Here is a 19,948-nt window from a genome sequence, read left to right as displayed (position 1 = left end):
TTGGTGTACTATTGTTGCATGAATGGCACAGCTGAACGGGTGCCGCGCGCTCACTAGGCCAGAGGAGGAGAGGACAGGGTCAAACCACAAGGAAAAACAGCAATGCCTATCGATTTTCTTCCTGTGTTTCTGATGGTTGCCGTGGTGGTCGCACTTTCGGTCTTCATCCTGACTCTGTCGCGGCTGATCCGGCCGGCCAATCCTTACCCGGAAAAGAACCGCCCCTACGAATGCGGCGTTGATCATGTCGGCGAGGCGTCAGGGGGGCTGTTCAAAGTTCAGTATTTCGTGATCGCAATTCTCTTTGTCGTGTTCGACGTCGAGACCATGTTCCTGTTCCCCTGGGCAGTGGTCCTCACCGACCTTGGACTGTTCGGCTATATCGAGATGTTCGTGTTCATAATGCTGCTGCTGGTCGGCTTTGCCTATGCCTGGATAAAAGGAGCTCTGGAATGGGTGTCCTGACCAACCGTTTCCAAGACAGTGTGTTCTTCACGACCTCGGACAACATCATCAACTGGAGCCGCAAGTCGTCGCTTTGGCCCCAGACCTTTGGCATTGCTTGCTGCGCGATAGAAATGATCTCGGCAGGCTGCTCGCGCTATGATCTGGACCGTTTCGGAGTGGTGTTCCGGCCCTCGCCGCGGCAGTCCGACGTGATGATCGTGGCCGGTACGGTGACCCGGAAAATGGCGCCGATTGTCCGCCGCTTGTACGATCAGATGGCCGAGCCGCGCTATGTCATCGCCATGGGCACCTGCGCCATCTCGGGCGGGGTCTACAACACCTATGCGGTGGTGCAGGGTGTCGACTGCATCATTCCGGTGGACATTCACGTGGCCGGGTGCCCGCCGCGCCCGGAGGCGCTGCTGCACGGCTTCCTGCAGCTGCAGGACAAGATCACCGGAACGCGGGTGCTACGCGCGGAAGAGCCGGAAACGCTGCCGTCTCCGGAAGGGGCGTGATGATGGCCGCAGAGGTTCCCCTGGCAAAGGTGCTGGAGCGGTTCGGCGGCAAAGTGGAGCTGGATGAAACCGCCACCGACATGCCGTGCCTGTTCGTGCCGCCCGACGACCTGGTGGAGCTGTGTCTGTTCCTGCGGGACGATGCAGAGCTGCAGTTCAATTTTCTCTCCGATATCTGCGGCTTGGATTTCCACCCCGAGACCCCGCGCTTCATGCTGGTCTATCACCTGGTGTCCATTCCCAACCATTGGCGCCTGCGGCTGAAATGCCGCCTTTTCGACCCGCCAGCAGCTCCGACCATCACTCCGGTCTGGACCACCGCGAACTGGCATGAGCGGGAAGCCTACGACATGTACGGCATCACCTTTGACGGGCACCCCGACCTGCGGAGGCTTTACATGTGGGACGAATTCGACGGTTTCCCGATGCGGCGGGATTTTCCGCTGCGCGGGTACAAGGACAACTACAACCCACTGGGGGCAACCCGGCGTGACGTCGGAGGCGGGGCATGACCGAAGTCACCACCCTGCAGGAAACCAAAACAGGCAGCGGCTATGCCCGTGAGGTCTTGATGAACCTTGGCCCGCAGCACCCCAGCACCCACGGCGTGCTGCGGCTGCTGCTGCAGATGGACGGCGAGATTGTCGAGCGGATCGAACCGCATATCGGCCTCTTGCACCGGGGCACGGAAAAGCTGTTCGAAAGCTTCACCTACACCCAGATTTTCCCGCTGACTGACCGGCTGGACTACCTCTGCCCGCCGTCGAACAACCTTGGCTATGCGCTGGCGGTGGAGGCGCTGCTGGGGATCGAGGCGCCCATCCGCGCCCAGTATATCCGGGTGATCATGGCTGAACTCGCGCGCATTTCCGGCCATCTGCTGATCACCGGCGCGCTGCCGATGGATGTCGGCGCGATGACCTCGCTTCTGTACACAATGCGCGACCGGGAAATGGTGCTGGACCTGATGGAGATGATCAGCGGGGTTCGGATGCACACGTCTTTTGTCCGCGTCGGCGGCGTCCGCGAGGACCTGCCGGAGGGCTGTGAGGCGCGGATCCTGGAGTTCTGTGACATCTTCGCGGACCGGATTTCAGATTATGAAACCCTGCTGAAGAACAACCGGATTTTCCTCGCCCGGGTGGAGAACATTGGCAATATCGCCGCCGGGGATGCCATTGCCCTCGGCCTGACCGGACCCAACCTGCGCGCCTCCGGCGTGGATTGGGACCTGCGCCGCGATGCGCCTTATGAAATTTACGACCGGCTGGAGTTCAACGTGATCACCCGCAAGGACGGCGATTGTTACGACCGCTGGAAATGCCGGTTGGACGAGATGCGCGAAAGCCTGCGGATGATCCGGCAATGCGTTAAGCAGATGCCTAAGGGCGATTTCCTGGTTGATGATCCGAAAATCGCCTTTCCGGTCGACAAGGATCTGCTGGCCCATTCGATGGAAACCCATATCCATCACTTCGAATTGGCCGCCTATGGCTTCAAAGTCCCGAAGGGCGAGGTCTACGCCGCGATCGAGGCGCCGAAAGGCGAACTGGGTTATTACCTGATCTCCGACGGCAGCGAAAAACCCTTCCGGCTGAAGGTGCGCTCGCCTTCTTTTGTCAACCTGCAGGCCCTGACCGAACGCACCACCAACGTGAAATACCTGGCTGATGTGATTGCCATGCTCGGCAGCCTGGATCCGGTGATGGGGGAGGTCGACAAATGAGCGATGACCGCACCGTTGCCGGGATCAAAACCGCGCTCGCTGCCCAAGTGCAGGAAGCCGCGGCGCGCTATCCCGCAAACCGCAGCGCGATCATGCCCGCGCTTGAGCTCGCCCAAACGAAATTCGGGAGCGTCGATGGCACAACCTATCAGGCCATTGCTGAGTTGCTGGATGTCCCGGAAATCTGGGTGTTTGAAGTGGCGAGTTTCTACACGCTGTTCAACCGGGCGGAGCCAGGGCGCTATCACCTGCGCCTTTGCACCAACATCTCCTGCATGCTGCGTGGGGCGGAGGAGATGCTGCTAGAGCTGCAGCGCCATCTGGCGGTGCAGGATGGCGGCACCACCGCCGACGGGCTGTTCAGCCTGAGCGGCGTGGAATGCCTGGGCGCCTGTGACAAGGCGCCGGTGCTGATGGTCAACGAGGACTACATCGAAGACATCACTCCGGCCAAATTGGAGGCCCTGCTGGCGGCCCTCAAACGGGAAGCGCAGGAGCCGTCGGCAGAGGAGGGCGCGGCATGAGCGACCTGGTCCTTCTTCGTAGCATTCAGAACCCGGAGGCGCCGGAGGTGGCCGTCTATGAAACCACTGGCGGTTACGAGGGCCTGCGGATTGTGCTGCGCGGTTATGCGCCGGATCAGGTGGTCGAGGCCGTGAAATCCTCCAGCCTGCGTGGACGCGGCGGGGCGGGGTTTCCCACCGGCCTGAAATGGAGCTTTGTGCCCAAGGACAGCGGCAAGCCGCATTACCTGTGCTGCAACGCGGACGAGGGTGAGCCAGGCACCTTCAAAGACCGGATCCTGATGGAACGTGACCCGCACCAGCTGATAGAGGGCATAATCATCGCCGCTTATGCCATCGGGGCCAACACTGCCTATCTATACATTCGCGGCGAATACGGGCTCTCGATCCGGCGATGCGAACAAGCCATCGCCGAAGCCTATGCCAAGGGTTATCTCGGCAAGGATATCCTTGGCAGCGGCTTTGATCTGGACATTCACATCCATAAGGGGGCCGGCGCCTACATCTGCGGTGAGGAAACCGCGCTCTTGGAATCGATCGAGGGCAAGCGCGGTCAGCCGAAACTGAAGCCACCGTTCCCGGCGGTAGCGGGCCTCTACGAGTGCCCGACGGTGGTCAATAACGTGGAAACGCTGGCCTGCCTGCCGCATCTGTTCCGCCGCGGGGTGGAGTGGTTCACCTCGATGGGGCCTAAAGACGGGCCGGGGCCCAAGCTATTCTGCTTCAGCGGCCATGTGAAGAAACCCGGCGTCTATGAAGCGCCGATGGGGTTGCCTCTGGGCGAGATGCTGGAGGTCTATGGCGGCGGCGCGCTCAGCGGCCGCTTCAAGGCAGCGATCCCGGGCGGCGTGTCTGCGCCAATGTTCCCGGAGAACGGTTTCGATGTGAAGATGGACTTCAGCTCCTTGGCGGAGGCAGGCAGTATGCTGGGGTCTGCCGGGGTGATCGGCCTGGATGAGAGTGCGTCAATCCCGCGCGTGGCGCGGCGCATTACAGAGTTTTTCAGTCATGAAAGCTGCGGAAAATGCACCCCCTGCCGTGAAGGGTTGACTTGGGCCGCCAAGATCCTGCGCCGGATTGAGGTCGGCGAGGGCTCGCCCGGCGATGTGGAGCAGCTTGAAATGCTTTGCGGCAGCATTTTTGGCAAATCCTTTTGCGCGCTTGGCGATGGTGCTGCCTGGTCCTTGGGAGCGGCGCTCAAGCATTTCCGGCATGAGTTCGAGGCGCTGATCCCGGCGCAGGCACAGCCGGTGCAGGAGATGCGGCTATGGTGACGTTCACTCTGGATGGCCGCGAACTGCAGGTTGAGCCGGGCACCACAATCCTGCAGGCCGCGCGATCTGCTTCGGTAGAAATCCCCACCTTCTGCTATCAGGAACGCCTGTCGATCTCCGCCTCTTGCCGGATGTGCCTGGTTGAGATTGAGGGCCGCGGCAAGCTGGAGCCCTCCTGCGCCACCGCCGTGGCTGAAGGCATGGTGGTTCACAGCCACTCGGACCGGGTTGTGGAGACTCGCGGGGACATGCTGGAGATCCTGCTCGCAAATCACCCGTTGGACTGCCCGGTCTGCGACAAGGGCGGCGAATGCGAATTGCAGGATACGGTGTTCGAATACGGCCGCGGCAGCTCGCGCTTGCGCGACCCGAAACGGGTGTTCCGCGAGCGGGACATTGAGCTTAATCAGGTGATCGTCTTCAACGCTAACCGCTGCATCCAGTGCCAGCGCTGCGTGCGCATGTGCGAGGAAATCGTCGGTGACGTGGCCTTAGGCACCGCCGAGCGCGGGCTGGATTCGGAAATCACCGGCACCGGCAACAGTCTGAAGGACTGCAGTCATTGCGGCAACTGCATCGAGGTCTGCCCGGTGGGCGCGCTGATGAGCATCCCCTACCGCTACAAGGCGCGCCCGTGGGACATGCAGAAGACCGAAACAATCTGCAGCATGTGCGGCACCGGCTGCAGCATGACGGTGGAGACACGCGACGGTGAATTCAAACGAGTGAAAAGCCGCTTTGATACCGGGATAAATGGCGAACTGCTGTGTGCCAAGGGCCGGTTCGGTTTTGACGCCATCGGCGGCGGTACCCGTATCCTTGAGCCGATGATCAGAAAGAACGGCAGCCTGGCGTCGGCCAGCTGGGCCGAAGCAATCGGCCTCATCGCCGCAAAGGCCTGCGAAGCCCGGGAGCAGGGCGGCCGCATCCAAGGTCAGATTTCTCCGCGGCAGACCAATGAGACTGCGTTCATGTTTCAGCGGCTGGTGCGGCAGGTCTTCAGCTCCCCGGATATTCGCTCCAGCAGCCGCTTCAGCGGTTTGCAGGCTGAAGGGGCAATTGAGGCTCTGGCGCAGACCGCGGGGGGGCTTGCGGCCCGCAGGCCGTTGGAGAGCCTTCTGAAAGCGGACTGCATTTTCGTGCTGGGATCGAATGTGACCGATGAAAATCCGGTTAGCGGCTATCTGATCCGCGCCGCGATGGCGGACGCCGGCAGGCGGCTGCTGGTGGCATCTTCCAGACCTTGCGGCCTGGACGGAATAGCGGCCGCTCAGCTGCGTCTGCTGCCGGGCCGGGAGGCGCAACTTCTGGCTCTGCTGACGGCAGGCGGGCAGGAGATGGAGGACCGCACCATGGCCGGGTTTGCAGCCGCCGCAGAACCGGTTTTGGCAGACGCGGAAAGTATTGCCCTGCTGGTTGGGTGTGAATTCCTGCGCACCGCCGCAGCTGCCGAAACCCTTCAATGGATAGCCTATGCGGTTGCCCACTACGCAGGCCAGGGTAAGGCAGTGCAGCTGCAGTTCCTGTTCGACCGGCCCAATCAGCTGGGCCTGTGGGATATGGGCTGCTTGACGGGTGTACTGCCGGGCTGGCGGCTTGGCGGGGGCGCCGCGGCCTCAGCGGATGAGGCACCGGGGCTGCTGTATGTCCTGGGCGCGGATCCGGCCCGCAATTGGCCGGACGGCGGACCAGGGAACCGGGGCGGGTGGCGGACCGGCTGCCTGGTTGTGCATGGGCCGTATATGAACGCCACGGCGGAACTGGCGGACGTGCTGTTGCCCGCCCCGCCATATGGCGAGGAAGACGGTACCTTCACCAGCAACGAAGGGCGGGTGCAGCAGGTGCAGGCGGTCAAGACCGCTGGCTATGCCGGACCGGTGCCGCGGCAGGTGTTCAGTCAGATTGCCCAAGCCATGGGTGAGGATCTGCAACCGGTTGCGGTAGAACCGGTTCAGGCCGCGATTGCAGCGGAGGTGCCGGGATTTGGGATGTTCACGGCGGACGGGGCACCTGAAATTTCTGCGGAGGCGGTACGGGCACCTGCCTTGCCGCCCTTACCTGCCGACGAAGTTAACCTGGGACAGGAACGCTATCTTGTTACTGGCGACGGCCTGTTCCACTCGGGCCAACTGTCAACCCGTTCGGAGTGTCTGTCCTCGCTTAGCGGCGGACCTTATGTGGAGTTGAATCCGGGAGAAGGCCATGATCAGGCCGCAGGTGCGCTGTCAGCACGGATCTCGCGCAAGGGGGCGAGCTTTACCGCACCGCTGAAAATCAACACCGCTTTTGACGATAAGACTGTTTTTATTCCGGAATGCTTTCTGGCGAAAGGCGGCAGTAATCTGCTTGCAGATGCCGGCTACCCGCCAAAGGTGACGGTGGAAGTATCATCTCTGACAGATTGAGTGTTAGGGCGCCCTCAAGTTATGGCAGCTGGCTGCGTAAAATTCGAAGTGGCGGCATGCCCTTTGCATCTCCGCTGTGAGCAGCGGTAGAGTTGGGGGCCAGTTAAAGGCCCTTACTCCAATCCTTGAAATGTTCTTGGGCCATGTTGACAACTGGCACAGCCAAGGGCGGATTGACGTGATTCCGGCAAAGCCCATCAGGCGCTCGGCGATATTGCTGACCCATCGCTTACTGCAGCGCAGGGCTTACTGCAGCGCAGGGATGGTGATGCAGGGGACCAGATCACTCGGCCCACCAGGACCGGGCTGCCGCGGCAGCAACCCGGCGGGGGTGCAGGGGGGATCAGCCGCGGGCGACGTTGATCACCTGCATCTGGGTGTATTCCGCCAGCCCCTCGACCGATTGCTCTACGCCGAGGCCAGAGCCCTTGAAGCCGGCCATCGGGATATGCGGGCCTATGTTCAGCTGCTGGTTCACCCAGATGGTGCCGGATTCGATGCGCCCTGCGATCTCGGTCGCCCTGGCGGTATCGGCGGAATGCACTGACCCGCCCAGCCCGTAGTCGGAGGCATTGGCGCGGGCGATCACGTCTTCAATGTCGTCAAAGCGGATCACCGGCAGCACCGGGCCAAACTGCTCCTCGTCGACGATCTTCTGCCCGTCGGTCACGTCGCGCACGATGGTGGGGGGCACGAAATAGCCCGGACCATCCTTGGCGCTGCCCCCGGCAATGATCTGCCCGCAGGCGCGAGCGTCCTTCAGGAACCCCTTTATTTTCTCGAACTGCGCCTTGTTCTGGATCGGGCCAATAGTCGTCCCTTGCTTCATGCCGTCGTCAACCACCGCCTGTTCGGCAAGGGCGGCAAGCTCGCCGCAGAACGCCTCATAGATATCACTGTGCACATAGGCGCGCTTTACCGCCAGGCAGACCTGCCCGGCATTCAGGAACGCCCCGCCGTAGACCTTTTCCGCAGCGGCCTTAACGTCCACATCCGGCAGCACGATCGCCGGGTCGTTGCCGCCCATCTCCAGCGTCACCCGCTTCATGGTGTCCGCCGCACTCGCCATGATCCGCTTGCCGGTCTCGGACGAGCCGGTAAAGCCGATCTTGGCCACATCCGGATGCGCCGTCAGCTTGGGACCAAGGCCATTGGCATCGGTGATGATGTTCACGAGACCCGCCGGGAAGATCCGGGCGCAGATTTCCCCCAGCTTCAGCGCCGCAACCGGGGTGGTGGGCGCGGGCTTCAGCACAATGGCATTGCCCGCCATCAGCGCAGGCCCGATCTTCCAGCAGCACAAGAGCAGCGGGAAATTCCAGGCGATGATGCCCGCCACCACACCCAGGGGCTTGTGCCGGGTCTCGATGCGGAATTCGGCGTCGTCCTGGATCACCCGGTCCGGCAGTTCCAGCGTCGCGGTATGCGCGAGGTATCCTTGCGACCAGGCAACCTCGCCCTGCGCCTCGGGCAGCGGCTTGCCTTGCTCCAGTGTGATCAGCCGCGCCAGCTCATCCGCCTCCTCGCCAATGGTGGCGGCCAGCGCCTCGACCTTGGCTCGCCGTTCGGCCATCGGGGTGTCCGCCCAGGCCTTCTGCGCGGATTTGGCTGCGGCTACCGCTTCGTTCATCTGCGCCTCGGAGGCATGTGGCACGCGGGCAAACACCTCCTCTGTTGCCGGGTTGATCACCTCAATCATGCGCTCCGCCGAAACCTGTTCGCCGTTGATCAGCATGCCATAGTCCATTGCTGTTCTCCCTGTTTATCCGTCAGCCGGGTTTGATTGAAAAAGACAAGCACGGCCCGGCGGCGCGGTCTTGGGGGCAGGCGCCAATGAGTTTGCGTCCTGCGCCAATAATCCGTTGTGGTTGCAGGTGCTCAAGAAACCGCGCGGCGAGCAGCCGAACCGTTGGCGGAAGCTGCGGTTGAAATGGGAGATGTCGCCAAACCCTGCGCCATAGGCGACCTGGGCAATCTGCACGCGGGCGCCCTGCCGCGCCGCATGGCGCAGCTTGTCCGCCACCGCGGCCAGCCGCGTGCGGGTCAGGCAGTCGGTGAAGGTCGTGCCGTTTTCCTGAAACTCGCGCTGCAACTGGCGGCGCGACAGCCCGGTGCGCGCGGCCAGCGTATCCACTGTCAGCCCTGGATCGGTGCTCAGCAGATCCAGCGTCTCGCGCACCAGCCGGAACCTGTACTTGCGGCTGCCAAGGCAACCGGCTCCCGGGTGCGCTCCGGCCCCGGCAAAGGCCAGTGGCACCAGGTCATAGATATAGCCTGCGGCGTCATCCGTGCCATCCGCATCCAGCAGCCCGCACAGGCTGGCGTGCAGCGGATGCGCCGGGGTGATCTTGCAGCCTGCCGCGGGTATCTCCCGGCGCCGCTCCAGCACCAGCGCCCGCGGCAGATGCGCCGACAGAAAGGCGGCAGGCCCGCCACTGATGCTCAGCTCCGCCGCGCGGGTGGAATCGAGCAGCAGAAACTCCCCGGGCCTCAGCAGTGTCTCGCGGCCCGCGTGCAGGATGCCGGTTTCGCCCTCCATTTGGCGCAGCAGAAAGAAATGCTCCTGATCGTCGCGAAGGATGCCCTTGCGGGTGCGCTCGATGCGGGCGGGCAGGCAGCGGACCTCGGCCACATCGACGCCGCTGCGCTGGCGCATGTTGAAGGTTCCGGCCCAATCCCGGGCGGTCCGGTCGGGAGCCGCATAATAATGGCCGCAGCTGGCACGCAGGGCGCTGTTCCAATGGTCAAAGCCGTTCATGCAGCCTGCGGGCCTTCCGCCCCGACACGTTCCCGGCCAGTGAAGGACGGGGTTTGCAGCATCGCCTCAACCCCGCCACCCGTGCAGGCCCGGGCCAGCAGCCCACTGAAATACGCCGCCGCCAAGCTGGCGCCCCGCACCGGCGCGCCGGGACTGCCCGGGCAGGCGCCGAAGCGCACCGTGGGCAGATTCAATAACGACCACTGGCCAGCGCTGCAGCGGGCATCACCCTGCACCGAAAGAACCCCTGCGCACCCCGCCGGAAAAACCGGCGCGCCGCGTGCCGGGGCCGAAGCCACCAGCAGCTTCCCCGCCGCCACAACTTCCGCCACGGCCTCCGCCAGCAGCGGGCTGGCCTCCGCATGGCCGAAGGAGCAGTGAACGATCCCCGCCTCCGACTCCGCTGCCTGGCGCAGTGCCTCCGCCACGATGGCGAGCGAGGTGGACAAGCGGCCCGGAAAGATGCTGAGCCCAAGGACTTGCGCCTCCGGCGCATTGGCACGGATAGCGGCCGCCATGTGGCTAGCATGCAGCGCCGCCGGGCTTTCGGCGGCACTCGGATGTATCCCGCAGATATCTGTTCGCGCGGCGAGGCCGGGGGTGTCCGCTGCCAGCGGCCCGTCAATCAGCGCTATTAGCGGTGCGCGGGTCATGGGTTGACCTCCGTTAGGTCGATTTTGATGTCGAAACCCCCGCCCGCCGCCGCGCCGCCGTGGGCGGTCAGGATGCGGGTGGCATCGGGGAAAGCCGTGTCGATATGGGCAAGGATTCGGGCCGCAGTGGCCGGATCCACCTCAGACAGCGCCTCATCCAGGATCAGGATGTCAAATGGCGTCAACAGCGCCCGCAACAGGCACAGCCGCTGCCGCTCGCCGCCTGACAGGGACAGCCCGCTCTCGCCCAGTATAGTGTCCAGCCCCTCCGCCCCGCGGAACCGCTCCGCCAGGCCAAACAGCTCCAGCAGCGCCCAGACCTGCGCTTCCTTCTCAGGATCAGCCCAGAAGGCGCGGCTCTGGAACAGGTTCTCCCGCAGGCTGGCCCGCAAGGTAAACGGCCGCTGCCCGGCATAGGCCATCCGCTCCGGCAAACCAGCCCCGCCCAGCAGGCTCAGATCCGCGCCACCCAAAGTGACACGCCCTGCCAAGGGCTGCGCCCGCCCGCACAGAACCGCCAGCAAGGAGGTTTTGCCCGCGCCGCTCGCCCCTCTCAGCGCCACCTTGCTGCCCTCAGGGATCTTCAGGGTCAGCGGCCCCAACGGCGGCGCCGCCCCGCGGGAGACAGACACGCCCTCCAGCCGCAACGCATACCCGGCAGGCGCAAAACCGGTCGCCCGCGCAGGGCCATCCACCTGCATCACCGCATCCAGCCGCGCCGCCGCAACCTTGACCCGCGCCTGCGCGTGCCACAAGCCCAGCAGCGACTGCATCGGCCCGGTCATGAAGCCCATGTAGGCCGCAAACGCGATCAGCGAGCCCAGCGGCCACTCGCCGCGGATCACCATCAGTCCGCCGATCAGAAAGATCGCCGACCGGGTCAGTGCCGACAGCAGCACGGGCAAAGCACGGGTGAACTCGCCCCAGAGGTTCTGCGCAACCAGCCGCTGGCTCAGCCCGGCATGGTCGCGCAGGCTGCGCCGCTGCGCCCATGCCGTTCCGCGGGCGGCCTGAAGCGCGGGCAGGCCGAACAGGGTCTCCGACAGCCCTGCGGAGTACCGCCCCTGCATCTCGCGCACCGCCGCCGCGTGGCGCTCGGTCCGGGGCCGCGCCCAGATCAGAAAGGCCAGCTCCGCAGGCGCCAGCAGCGCCGTCAGCAGGCCCAGCCGCCAGTCCAGCACCATCAGCATCGCCGAGCCGCCAATCAGCCGGATCAGCGCCGAGGAGCCGCCCAGCACCGCGTTGAAGGCAAACTTCTGCACCTCCGCCGCGTCGCCATCAATCCGCGCCAGCAGCTCACCCGCGCGCTGGCTGGCAAACCAGCCCGCCGGTTTGGCGGCCAGCCGCGACAGCAGCCTCTGCCGCATCCGCGCCAGCATCCGGACCGAGGCGCGCATGTGCAGGATGCTGCTCAGCGCGCCGGTGCCGGTGGCCACAAGGCCGATCCCAAACAGCGCCAGCGACCAGATCACCAGCTGCGCCGTATCCCCTGCCATCAGCCCGCGGTCGATCACCAGCTTGCTGATGTAGGGTGGCAGCAGGCCTAGCCCGGCGGCAGCAAAGCTGATCAGCAAGAGCACCCCCAGCCGCCGCCGGTGCGGGCGCAGCATGGGCAGCAGCCACCCCGCAGTGGCGGGCGTGAAAAGCGCCGCACCTGCACGCGATGGCAGGCGCGCCCAGGCCCGGGCGGCAGCACCGCCGCCCGGCTGGGAGGAGAGTTTGGCCGCAGGCCCGTTCATCCCTGCGGCACGACGTGCAAGGTGGAGACCGACATGTCCCCGCCGGAAGGCATTCGGATCTCGCCCACGCGTTCCAGCGTCTCGCTGTCATAGACACCGATGTCGTCATTTGTGCCCGCGACATAGATCTCACGCCCGTCGCTGGAGACGTTGATGACGTAGTAGGTGTGCGGCAGGTCCACCCGCTTGACCAGTTCCTTGGTCTCCAGGTCGTGCTTGGACAGCTGAGTATAGACGCCATAGAGGTGTTTGGGATCCGTCGCGCTGCGCACGGCGGAGAACATCAGCACCTCGAAGGAGGCGAAATCGGCGATCTCGGTCTCCCCGGTGGTGAGGTCAACCGACTGATACCCCCAGACAAAATCCGCCAGCTCCTGCTGGGTTTCATCGGTGAACACCGCCGCCGTGTACATCAGCAGCATCTCGTCGTTCTGGCTGCCAGTCGGCCAGAACGCCAGCACGTCCGGCGGGCTGTAGGTGGGGCGGTCCCAGCTGGCATTGGCAATCGCCACCTCGGTTTCGCCGTTGGAGGGATCCACCCGGTAGATTTCGTGCCCTGCGACATAGACATTGCCGTTGCGGTCGCTTGCCATCAGGGTGGAGCGGCGCGGTGCCTCGAACACCCCGGCAGGCTTGGCCTCCAGCCCGGCGCCAGCGTCATAAACGGCAAACTCCGGCTGCATCACCTCATAGCGGTCGGTCTTCTTGCGCACCGGATTGCGCACCGTGTAGATCTGGCTGCCGTCCTTGGACACCGCCAGCGACGCCAGCGAGCGGCGGGTCACGTCACCCTCGGACTGGGCGGCATGGAACACCTTTTCGCAGGTCTCGATATCAACCCCGACCACGTCCTGCCAATGGTTCAGCAGCACATAGGCAATGCGGTTGTCCGGCGACATGGCAATGACGCCGGGCGTCACATTCGCCCCCAAGTCGCAGTCGGCCTTGACCGAGCGGTCGGTGGCATCAAAAACGTAGAGGTTGGAGGGCCGGGCCACCGTCACCAGAAGGTCGCCAGCGGCCAGCGGCAAGGCTGAAGCGCAAAACGCAGCAGCAGCAAAAAGCGCGGATTTCATGATGCGGGTCTCCTCAGGTTTCGGCGTCGGTGGGGTAGGTGGCGCCAAGCGCCCGCCAGTCCTTGGCGGCATTGGGCGCGCCCTCGTCCCAGTTCTTGTGGTTGACCATGATGTCGGGCACCTGCGCGGGCCACCAGCAGGGGTCGGAGCAGCCGTAAAGGTCCGCCTCCATCGGCTGGCACAGGGCGGCGAGGCCGCCAAAGGGGTCGACCTCCCAGCCGGGATCGAACGTGGTGGCGCAGCCTGCGGTCACGGTCTGCATCGCGCGGACCTCTTCCATCTGGCCTTCGGCCGCAGCCTGCTGAACGCGTTCGGCTTTCTGATTGAGCGGTTTCATTTTCCAAACGCCCTCCTCGGCGCAACATGGTGGTGAAAGAACTGCGGTGCCTGGGCGATCAGCCGGGCATAGGCGGCGACGCCAAAGTCGATCCAGTCGCGCATCAGGTCGCAGTAATGATAGGTAGGCATCATCGGGTCGCTGAAATGGGCATAGCTCTCGTGATAACAGCCGCCCGCGCACAGGTTGCGGATCCGGCAGGTGGCGCAGCCTTTCTCGGTGCGGTCGGAGCGTGCCTTGATGAACCCCGACAGTTCCTTGCGCTTGATCCCCTCATCGACGCTGCCGAACTGGTCCATTTCCGATCCGGTAAACCGGTGGCACAGGTTCAGCGCGCCGTCATGATTGACCGCCAGCATCCCCACCCCGGCCCCGCAAGGCAGCGCCTTGGAGCGCCCCTCGTAGAGGTCGTTCATCATCTGATGCATGTTGGAAAAGCCGATGTTGCGGCCCTCCAGCGCCGCCTCGACATAGAGCCTGCCAAGGGATTTCATCCCCTCGAACACCTCCAGCAGCTCAGCCCCGTTGAGGTTGAAGGCATCCATCTCGCCTGAAGTGACCGGTGAGAAACCCACTTCGGCAAAACCGATATCGTTCTTCAGATGGTCCCAGATCTCGACGATATTGGTGATGCCGGCGGTCAGGGTGACACGGGCGCCTACCGGTTTGGATGTGTAGCGCGACAGCAGCAGCCGTGCCTTGGCCGCCACCGTATCATAAGTGCCCTTGCCGCCCACCGTTTTGCGGTTCAGGTCGTGCTGCGCTTTGGGGCCGTCGATTGAGACTGTCAGCCCGAACCGGTGCGCGTCCAGCCAGTCGATCAGCGGCTCGGTCAGCAGCGTCGCATTTGTGGTGAGGCTGAAATTCACTTCCTTGCCTAGCGCCGCAAAATGCGGCTTGGCCCAATCCACCACCTGGCGGATCAGCGGCAGATTCGACAGCGGCTCGCCGCCGAAAAACACGATGTTGTAGCTGTCCCGGTCCGGGTTTTCGGCCAGCAGCATCTCCGCCGATTTCCTGGCGGTCTCAAAGGCCATCTTCTGACCCTTGGACGGCACCGCCAGATCCTCCTTGTAGCAGTAGGTACAGGCTAGGTTGCAGCCGGTGTTAACGTTCAGAACGATGGTGGTCAGCGGGAAGGTCTCGATCTCGATCGGCGGCCGTTCCGGCTGCAGCGGGCGTCCGTCATTGACGATATCCAACCGCACCAGCCCGTCGAGCCGCGCCGCCGCGTCTTCAGCTGCAAACCGCGCCTCGAACTCGTCCATCGAAAACGCCTGCTCCTGCGCGGCATAGTCGAGGATATCCCGGTCCACCCCGTCCATCTCGAAGATTGAGGTGGTGGGGACATGGAACAGAACCTCGCGCCCCTCGATCTCAACCCGGTGCGCATTGGCCGGCTGATAGTGAAAGTCTTTCATGATCTCTCTCCCCTGTCTCAGCGGATCGGCGGGTCGATGAAGCGCTGCACGGTGACAATCAGCATCGCCTCGGCCTGCTGGCCCATCGCTTCGGCCTGCACTTTCAGCTCGCCCGCATTGTTGGCGCTGAAGGGGCGGTCGGGATTGGGGCCGGCAATGGCGGGCATAAAGATACCGTTGGCCTGCATGTCGCCCGCAAACTCGGTGTCCTTCATATGCGCTGCGTGCTCGTGTGCATTGGCCACGGACCATTGCGCCTCAACCCGGCCGATGCGCACGTCATCCTCGGTGCCCGCCTTGCCATCGGGACCGTTCCACATGCCAACCGCGTTGAAATAGGCAGGCACCGCTGCCGGGCCTTCCTTGCTGCCGCCGCCAACCCGGGCGATGGTGAACTCCGGCTCCACCTTCAGGCTGTCGACAGAGGTGTAATGGGCGATCTGCCCCTCGGCCCCACCCGCGCTGAAGGTGACAACACCATTGCCCTCAGCCGCCAGCGACAGCGCTGCGCCAAAGGTGTTCGCGGCCGCCTCGCCGCTGGAGCTGTCCAGCCCGTCCAGCCCGGTGCCAACCACCTGCACCTGCGCTTCGCCTGCGGGAACGGCAGAGGGAACCGTGCCCAGGATGACGCTGCCGGCCCCCTGCCGCACGCCGCTAAGCGGCGCGCCCAGGGCGTCGTTGCTGCGGTCGAACTGGCGGCCCTGCAGGCTGTTGCCGTCCTCTGACAACGCCAGCACCTGGCGGTATGCGGTGCCGCCAATGTCCAGATTGGCGCGCCATTCATACCCTGTGTACAGGTTCATCTGCCCCGACGCCGGATACGCAGTGCCGTCCGCCGTCACAAACTCGCCGCTGACCTGATAGGGCGAGGCATCGCCCGTGACTGTCAGCTTGCCGTAGGCCTCACCGATGCCGGGCAGATCGGTCATCACCACCCAATCGCCCGCCACCGGCTGCTTCTCAGCCGCCTGCCAGTCGGTCCAGGCAGCAGTCTCCAGCGGGTTCTGTTCGGCCAGGTAGCCTGCAATCTCGGTCCGGGCGATCTTGTACCACTCGCGATCGCGGCCAAGCGCCTGGTATTCGATGGTCGGGAAATGGCCGACATGGAAATCCATGTGCAGCTCCCATTCCTCCGCGGTGCGGTTCTGCAGCAGCCCTCGCGCGCCGGTATGGCAGCGCGAGCACATCGAGGCGAAGGGCTCGTCAAAGCTTTCCTGTGCGTTCGGAACTTTCTCCAGCGCATAGCGGAAGGGAGCGGCCTCCGACGGCGCCAAACCTTGCGTGTCCGCTAGATGCTGCACGATGGCACGGCGGTCCTCTGCGTCGATCTCCAGCCCGTGCGCCTGCTGCATCCGGACGATGGTCATCATCCAGCCTTCGGGCGTCTTGCGCTGGCCGCTGATCCGGCTCAGCCCGCTGTCCTCCGCCGTGTGGCAGCTGGAGCAGGTGTTCTTCAGCAGCTCCTCGCTGGCCATTGTCGGCACCGCGCCCGCCGCTGATATCAGAAGTGCAGCCGTCAGGCCGCGGGGTCGTAGTTGCATGGATCAGTCTCCCTGTTTGCAGTGTCCCAGGGGATCTGCGCCCCCTCGGTAAACCCTTGTGACAAAAGCCATTGGTGGATCGCCCGCGCCGCCTGCGGCGGGGCCTCAGGCAGAACCGCGCTGTGAAAGCGGGCCGCGTCCGGCAGCGGCTGCCCGTTCAGGCAGCGCAGCAGCGGCACGATCTCCTGCCCGGCGGCAAAAGCCGCGCCGCCCGGGGCGTCCCGGGTGATCAGCACCTCGCGCCGCGCCAAGTGCCCGTCCTGCACCACCACCCGCATAGCGGTGTGAGGGCGGATGTCCGTGTCATGCGCCGGGGCCTCGTCCGGCCAGGCCATGCGCTGTTGCCAGAACGGTGCCTGAAACCCCGCCTCGCGGTAGAAATCCCGGCCCACCCGGGCCTGCCGCCAAAACGTCTCCGCCACCCGGTTGCGGTAGAACTCGCGGGCCAGTTCCGCCTCCCCGGACAAGAGCGCCCGCGCGATGGGCACCGCCATCAGCGCCGAGGACAGCGCCCAGAACATCCCGTGCCCCGACAGGGGATCCAGCGCCACCGCCGCATCGCCCAGCCGCGGGCAGCGCGGATCCAGATCCGGCGCCGCCAGCCGCGGCGCAATCGCATGAACAACGGGGCGGCGGGGCAGCGGGGTTTCTCCCAGAACCGTCTCCCACAACGCCGCCACAGCCGTCTTGCCGCCTGTCTGGCCCAGCGAAGCCGCAGCACCCACCGCCTGCAGCCACAAACGGTCCCGCTCCACAGGCACCGACCAGACCCAGCCATCGGGCCGCGCCTCGATCCGAGGCGTGGTCCTATCTCCCGCCTGCGGGGGTACAAATCCGGCAACGGAGATCGTGTCTGGCCCCGCCAGTTCAGTCCGCTGCATTTCCGTGGATTGGCGCGGCGCACGGCGGCCGCGGGCCTCGAACAGCAGCCGGGCAGACAGGCACGTGCCATCGGCCAGCCGGATTTCACCGGCCTCCGACCGCACGCTAGACACTGCCGCATGAACAACGCTGACGCCTTCGGCCTGCGCCGCTTCCAGCAGCCCGGTGTCAAAGGCGTTCCGATCGGCCAGATGCTCGCTGTTCTGCCCGCCCTGGAACGCGCCCCAGCTGACATGGCGCTGCACCGCCGGGCCGATCCCGGCCAGCGGCAGCCGTTGCCGCGCCAGGATCGCGGCAACGCGCTCGGACATACCCTCATACCGGGCAGCGCACGGCGGCAGGGTGGCCAGCGCCACGCGGAACCCGGCCCGCGCCAGCAGAACCGCTGCCACCGATCCGGCAGGGCCGCCGCCTGCAATCGCAATATCAAAGGTGCCTGTTTGAGGTGCCATTTAGCCAAAGTGCCCCGCCGGGCCGCCCCTTGTGGCGGACACATCCGGACAACAACCCGACATTTCCGGACAGAATCGGCCGCTCGGGCCCCTGTTGCGGCAATTTTTCTCGAATGGCGGATTTTTGCGGTATTCTGGCGCAATCCTGAGGAACTGCGCGATGCCACACACCTACCAACCCCGGATTTCCGCCTCTACCTTGAACGACCCGCTGCGGGCCGTCGAGTTCTTGAGCGGCGATGCCGGCCCGGTATTCCGCAGCGCCGGGATCGCACCTGCGGACCTGAACGGCGAGATCGGTCTGAAGAAGTTCGTGGACTTCTGCGAACACGCCTCGGACATCCTGAAGCTGCCTGATTTCGGCTGGCGGGTTGGCTCGGTCTTCGATCTGCAAAACCTTGGTGAGGTTGGAGATTTCATAAGCCAGGCACCAACACTCGGCGCGGCCTTGTCGCTGTTCCGCAATGCATTCCCAATTGTGCAAAGCGACTCTGAGTTGCGGCTGACGGTGGAGGAGGGCAGGGCTGCACTGACCTACCAGATCCTCGACACCCGCATTTGGCCCCGGCGACAGGATGCGGAGCTGACGCTGGCTGTGTTTCATAACCTGATACGGTCTGCTGCAGGGCCGGACTGGCGCCCGGAACTGCTGTCGCTGGAGCACGAATCAAGCGCTCTGCAAAGCCGCAGCACAGCAGGGCCGCGCTGTCCGGTGCAATATGCAGCACCCTCAAACACGCTGGTGTTTCACGCCAGCCTGCTGGACCTGCCGCTTTCTGTGGGCCAAAACCGGGCGTTCAAAGAAGCGTCACAGCGGATCATCAATTCGGCACGGCAAAGCGAGCGAGCCGCACCGGTCACTGTGCGGGTGCGCCGCGAGCTGCTGGCGCGGATCGGCCGCGAAAGCTTTGAGCAGACCGCCATCGCGGCTGCGCTGGGCATGTCCCGGCGCACCTTGCGGCGGCGGCTGGAGGATGAGGGGCAGAAGTTTTCCCGCCTGCTGTCAGCCTGCCGGATGGAGATAGCCAAGCGCATGCTGCTGGCCCCGGCGACCCAGCTGCATGAGATATCTGATTGGCTGGGATATTCAGAGGTTTCCGCCTTTGAACGCGCCTTCCGGCAGCAAGAGGGGGCTACGCCCAGCCAGTACCGGAAGCAAACGTCTTCCTGAAGCTCTCGGCAGGTGCGGCAAACATGAAATTGGCACCCAAGTGAAACCAGCATCCAAATTGAGCAATGCCTGGAAGGCATAACCTGTGGCAGTGCGATTTTCCCGGTAAACGGTGAGGGAGCCTAAGTGCGATGACGGTCGGCGTTTTTCCTAAGACGGCTGGTATAGACTATCGATATGCACGCTTCGGCAGTTGTTTACGCGGTTGCAACTAGTGCAGCTAGGACGCGTCGGTTGTCTGCCTCCGCAACAAAATGCGGTGCAAAAACAATCCTTACTCACCGCGGGGCTTTCTTTTTACCTCACTGGCGCTGGGAGCACTGTGGAAGCCCGCATGAACAATTCGGGGTGTTGCGATCAGGCGGCACTCAATAGTGGCGCGTTAGCCGCCACTGAAGCCGGGAGCATAACCGGGGAAATCTGTTTGGGAAATTTGGGGGCGCATTTTTGGCAATGCTGCTGATGACCCGAAGAAGCCGTCGAGCATTTGCAGCTGCTTGGTCAGTGGCACGGCACTTTCCATGCTTCCTTTGATTTTTAAATACGACTTTACAATGCCTATTTAATGATACATGAATGCTGCATGCATGAATGGAGTAGTGCCATGAAGGATTCGCCGCACAAGCAGACTTGGCTGTTCGAAGTGACAGCTGAAGAAATCGCTCAGCTTGTCAGTTGTTTCTATGCCCGGGTCCGTGCGGATGCGGTGCTGGGGCCGGTGTTCAATCCGGCCATCGGTGACTGGCCTGCGCATGAGGCAAAGATCGCAGCCTTCTGGCGCGGGGCGATCCTGCGGGAGCCAGGCTATGACGGCAATCCGATGCAGATCCACCTGGCCAATCCGGAGATCAGGCCGGAGCACTTCCCGGTCTGGCTGGCCTTGTTCCGCGAAACCGCGGAGCAGGAGCTGAGGCCGGAAACTGCCCGGGCCTTTGCCGCTTTGGCGGACCGGATCGGCAAGGGGCTGTCGTACGGGCTGGAGAACTTCCGGCGCGAAACGGATGCACCGCCGGTGCTGACGTGA

Annotated in this window: 19 protein-coding genes; 9 read left to right on the top strand and 10 right to left on the bottom strand. The window is 64.1% G+C overall.

Translation table 11 applies throughout. The features are described 5' to 3' along the window. The first annotated feature begins 102 nt into the window (after positions 1-102). The 7 genes from AB1A62_RS11360 to AB1A62_RS11330 are packed head-to-tail and all read left to right on the top strand — an operon-like array spanning position 103 to position 6,894. Positions 103-465, top strand: coding sequence for an NADH-quinone oxidoreductase subunit A (locus AB1A62_RS11360; protein ID WP_174149507.1), 363 nt, complete (start codon positions 103-105; stop codon positions 463-465). After that, positions 453-965, top strand: coding sequence for an NADH-quinone oxidoreductase subunit B (locus AB1A62_RS11355; RefSeq protein ID WP_174149508.1), 513 nt, complete (start codon positions 453-455; stop codon positions 963-965). Before AB1A62_RS11360 ends, AB1A62_RS11355 begins: the two co-directional genes overlap by 13 nt. Further along, complete coding sequence (locus tag AB1A62_RS11350; RefSeq protein WP_366661596.1) at positions 965-1,477, top strand: NADH-quinone oxidoreductase subunit C; 513 nt, start codon at positions 965-967, stop codon at positions 1,475-1,477. The genes AB1A62_RS11355 and AB1A62_RS11350 overlap by 1 nt, the downstream gene beginning before the upstream one ends. Continuing rightward, on the top strand, positions 1,474-2,691 hold the full coding sequence (gene nuoD / locus AB1A62_RS11345) for an NADH dehydrogenase (quinone) subunit D (RefSeq protein ID WP_366661595.1): 1,218 nt from the start codon (positions 1,474-1,476) through the stop codon (positions 2,689-2,691). The genes AB1A62_RS11350 and nuoD overlap by 4 nt, the downstream gene beginning before the upstream one ends. Beyond that, on the top strand, positions 2,688-3,215 hold the full coding sequence (locus tag AB1A62_RS11340) for an NAD(P)H-dependent oxidoreductase subunit E (protein WP_366661594.1): 528 nt from the start codon (positions 2,688-2,690) through the stop codon (positions 3,213-3,215). The genes nuoD and AB1A62_RS11340 overlap by 4 nt, the downstream gene beginning before the upstream one ends. Continuing rightward, positions 3,212-4,489, top strand: coding sequence for an NADH-quinone oxidoreductase subunit NuoF (gene nuoF / locus AB1A62_RS11335; RefSeq protein ID WP_366661593.1), 1,278 nt, complete (start codon positions 3,212-3,214; stop codon positions 4,487-4,489). The genes AB1A62_RS11340 and nuoF overlap by 4 nt, the downstream gene beginning before the upstream one ends. Next, positions 4,483-6,894: a molybdopterin-dependent oxidoreductase gene (locus tag AB1A62_RS11330; RefSeq protein WP_366661592.1), complete on the top strand. Its 2,412-nt coding sequence runs from the start codon at positions 4,483-4,485 to the stop codon at positions 6,892-6,894. The genes nuoF and AB1A62_RS11330 overlap by 7 nt, the downstream gene beginning before the upstream one ends. A gap of 343 nt (positions 6,895-7,237) precedes the next feature. Here the strand turns inward: AB1A62_RS11330 and AB1A62_RS11325 are convergent, their stop codons facing one another. The 9 genes from AB1A62_RS11325 to AB1A62_RS11285 are packed head-to-tail and all read right to left on the bottom strand — an operon-like array spanning position 7,238 to position 17,753. Further along, positions 7,238-8,641 carry an aldehyde dehydrogenase family protein gene (locus tag AB1A62_RS11325; protein ID WP_366661591.1) on the bottom strand — a complete coding sequence of 468 codons (1,404 nt, stop codon included), beginning with the start codon at positions 8,639-8,641 and terminating at the stop codon, positions 7,238-7,240. A 15-nt stretch (positions 8,642-8,656) separates the two neighbouring features. Then, positions 8,657-9,652, bottom strand: a complete 996-nt coding sequence (locus tag AB1A62_RS11320; protein ID WP_366661590.1) for a helix-turn-helix domain-containing protein — start codon at positions 9,650-9,652, stop codon at positions 8,657-8,659. Continuing rightward, complete coding sequence (locus AB1A62_RS11315) at positions 9,649-10,305, bottom strand: S8 family serine peptidase (protein ID WP_366661589.1); 657 nt, start codon at positions 10,303-10,305, stop codon at positions 9,649-9,651. Before AB1A62_RS11315 ends, AB1A62_RS11320 begins: the two co-directional genes overlap by 4 nt. Continuing rightward, positions 10,302-12,044, bottom strand: a complete 1,743-nt coding sequence (locus AB1A62_RS11310; RefSeq protein WP_366661588.1) for an ABC transporter ATP-binding protein — start codon at positions 12,042-12,044, stop codon at positions 10,302-10,304. Before AB1A62_RS11310 ends, AB1A62_RS11315 begins: the two co-directional genes overlap by 4 nt. Then, on the bottom strand, positions 12,041-13,120 hold the full coding sequence (gene peaD / locus AB1A62_RS11305; RefSeq protein ID WP_366661587.1) for a quinohemoprotein amine dehydrogenase subunit beta: 1,080 nt from the start codon (positions 13,118-13,120) through the stop codon (positions 12,041-12,043). The genes AB1A62_RS11310 and peaD overlap by 4 nt, the downstream gene beginning before the upstream one ends. A 13-nt stretch (positions 13,121-13,133) precedes the next feature. Next, positions 13,134-13,457 (bottom strand): quinohemoprotein amine dehydrogenase subunit gamma, encoded by a 324-nt coding sequence (gene qhpC, locus AB1A62_RS11300; protein WP_366661586.1) that lies wholly within the window; start codon positions 13,455-13,457, stop codon positions 13,134-13,136. Further along, entirely contained in the window at positions 13,454-14,878 is a 1,425-nt protein-coding gene (peaB, locus tag AB1A62_RS11295) for a quinohemoprotein amine dehydrogenase maturation protein (RefSeq protein WP_366661585.1), read from the bottom strand. The genes qhpC and peaB overlap by 4 nt, the downstream gene beginning before the upstream one ends. Before the next feature lie 17 nt (positions 14,879-14,895). Next, positions 14,896-16,419, bottom strand: a complete 1,524-nt coding sequence (gene peaA, locus AB1A62_RS11290) for a quinohemoprotein amine dehydrogenase subunit alpha (RefSeq protein ID WP_366661584.1) — start codon at positions 16,417-16,419, stop codon at positions 14,896-14,898. After that, complete coding sequence (locus tag AB1A62_RS11285; RefSeq protein ID WP_366661583.1) at positions 16,395-17,753, bottom strand: tryptophan 7-halogenase; 1,359 nt, start codon at positions 17,751-17,753, stop codon at positions 16,395-16,397. Before AB1A62_RS11285 ends, peaA begins: the two co-directional genes overlap by 25 nt. A gap of 160 nt (positions 17,754-17,913) precedes the next feature. Here AB1A62_RS11285 and AB1A62_RS11280 point away from each other — a divergent pair, with 160 nt between their 5' ends. After that, on the top strand, positions 17,914-18,924 hold the full coding sequence (locus tag AB1A62_RS11280) for an AraC family transcriptional regulator ligand-binding domain-containing protein (RefSeq protein ID WP_366661582.1): 1,011 nt from the start codon (positions 17,914-17,916) through the stop codon (positions 18,922-18,924). Positions 18,925-19,306: 382 nt separating this feature from the next. On the opposite strand, the gene AB1A62_RS11275 is transcribed toward AB1A62_RS11280, so the two are convergent. Beyond that, positions 19,307-19,447 carry a hypothetical protein gene (locus AB1A62_RS11275; RefSeq protein WP_366661581.1) on the bottom strand — a complete coding sequence of 47 codons (141 nt, stop codon included), beginning with the start codon at positions 19,445-19,447 and terminating at the stop codon, positions 19,307-19,309. A gap of 81 nt (positions 19,448-19,528) precedes the next feature. Here AB1A62_RS11275 and AB1A62_RS11270 point away from each other — a divergent pair, with 81 nt between their 5' ends. Continuing rightward, positions 19,529-19,948: a group III truncated hemoglobin gene (locus AB1A62_RS11270; protein ID WP_366661580.1), complete on the top strand. Its 420-nt coding sequence runs from the start codon at positions 19,529-19,531 to the stop codon at positions 19,946-19,948.

Origin of the sequence: Leisingera sp. JC11, from assembly GCF_040704725.1 — a bacterium.
Classification (GTDB): Bacteria; Pseudomonadota; Alphaproteobacteria; order Rhodobacterales; family Rhodobacteraceae; genus Leisingera.
The sequence above is the reverse complement of the archived record's forward strand: the minus strand, read 5'-3'. Positions and strand labels throughout refer to the sequence as shown.

Coding starts and splice junctions, on each gene's coding strand:
- AB1A62_RS11360 (WP_174149507.1), top strand. CDS start 103: ATGCCTATCGATTTTCTTCCTGTGTTTCTGATGGTTGCCGTGGTGGTC.
- AB1A62_RS11355 (WP_174149508.1), top strand. CDS start 453: ATGGGTGTCCTGACCAACCGTTTCCAAGACAGTGTGTTCTTCACGACC.
- AB1A62_RS11350 (WP_366661596.1), top strand. CDS start 965: ATGATGGCCGCAGAGGTTCCCCTGGCAAAGGTGCTGGAGCGGTTCGGC.
- nuoD (WP_366661595.1), top strand. CDS start 1,474: ATGACCGAAGTCACCACCCTGCAGGAAACCAAAACAGGCAGCGGCTAT.
- AB1A62_RS11340 (WP_366661594.1), top strand. CDS start 2,688: ATGAGCGATGACCGCACCGTTGCCGGGATCAAAACCGCGCTCGCTGCC.
- nuoF (WP_366661593.1), top strand. CDS start 3,212: ATGAGCGACCTGGTCCTTCTTCGTAGCATTCAGAACCCGGAGGCGCCG.
- AB1A62_RS11330 (WP_366661592.1), top strand. CDS start 4,483: ATGGTGACGTTCACTCTGGATGGCCGCGAACTGCAGGTTGAGCCGGGC.
- AB1A62_RS11325 (WP_366661591.1), bottom strand. CDS start 8,641: ATGGACTATGGCATGCTGATCAACGGCGAACAGGTTTCGGCGGAGCGC.
- AB1A62_RS11320 (WP_366661590.1), bottom strand. CDS start 9,652: ATGAACGGCTTTGACCATTGGAACAGCGCCCTGCGTGCCAGCTGCGGC.
- AB1A62_RS11315 (WP_366661589.1), bottom strand. CDS start 10,305: ATGACCCGCGCACCGCTAATAGCGCTGATTGACGGGCCGCTGGCAGCG.
- AB1A62_RS11310 (WP_366661588.1), bottom strand. CDS start 12,044: ATGAACGGGCCTGCGGCCAAACTCTCCTCCCAGCCGGGCGGCGGTGCT.
- peaD (WP_366661587.1), bottom strand. CDS start 13,120: ATGAAATCCGCGCTTTTTGCTGCTGCTGCGTTTTGCGCTTCAGCCTTG.
- qhpC (WP_366661586.1), bottom strand. CDS start 13,457: ATGAAACCGCTCAATCAGAAAGCCGAACGCGTTCAGCAGGCTGCGGCC.
- peaB (WP_366661585.1), bottom strand. CDS start 14,878: ATGAAAGACTTTCACTATCAGCCGGCCAATGCGCACCGGGTTGAGATC.
- peaA (WP_366661584.1), bottom strand. CDS start 16,419: ATGCAACTACGACCCCGCGGCCTGACGGCTGCACTTCTGATATCAGCG.
- AB1A62_RS11285 (WP_366661583.1), bottom strand. CDS start 17,753: ATGGCACCTCAAACAGGCACCTTTGATATTGCGATTGCAGGCGGCGGC.
- AB1A62_RS11280 (WP_366661582.1), top strand. CDS start 17,914: ATGCCACACACCTACCAACCCCGGATTTCCGCCTCTACCTTGAACGAC.
- AB1A62_RS11275 (WP_366661581.1), bottom strand. CDS start 19,447: ATGGAAAGTGCCGTGCCACTGACCAAGCAGCTGCAAATGCTCGACGGC.
- AB1A62_RS11270 (WP_366661580.1), top strand. CDS start 19,529: ATGAAGGATTCGCCGCACAAGCAGACTTGGCTGTTCGAAGTGACAGCT.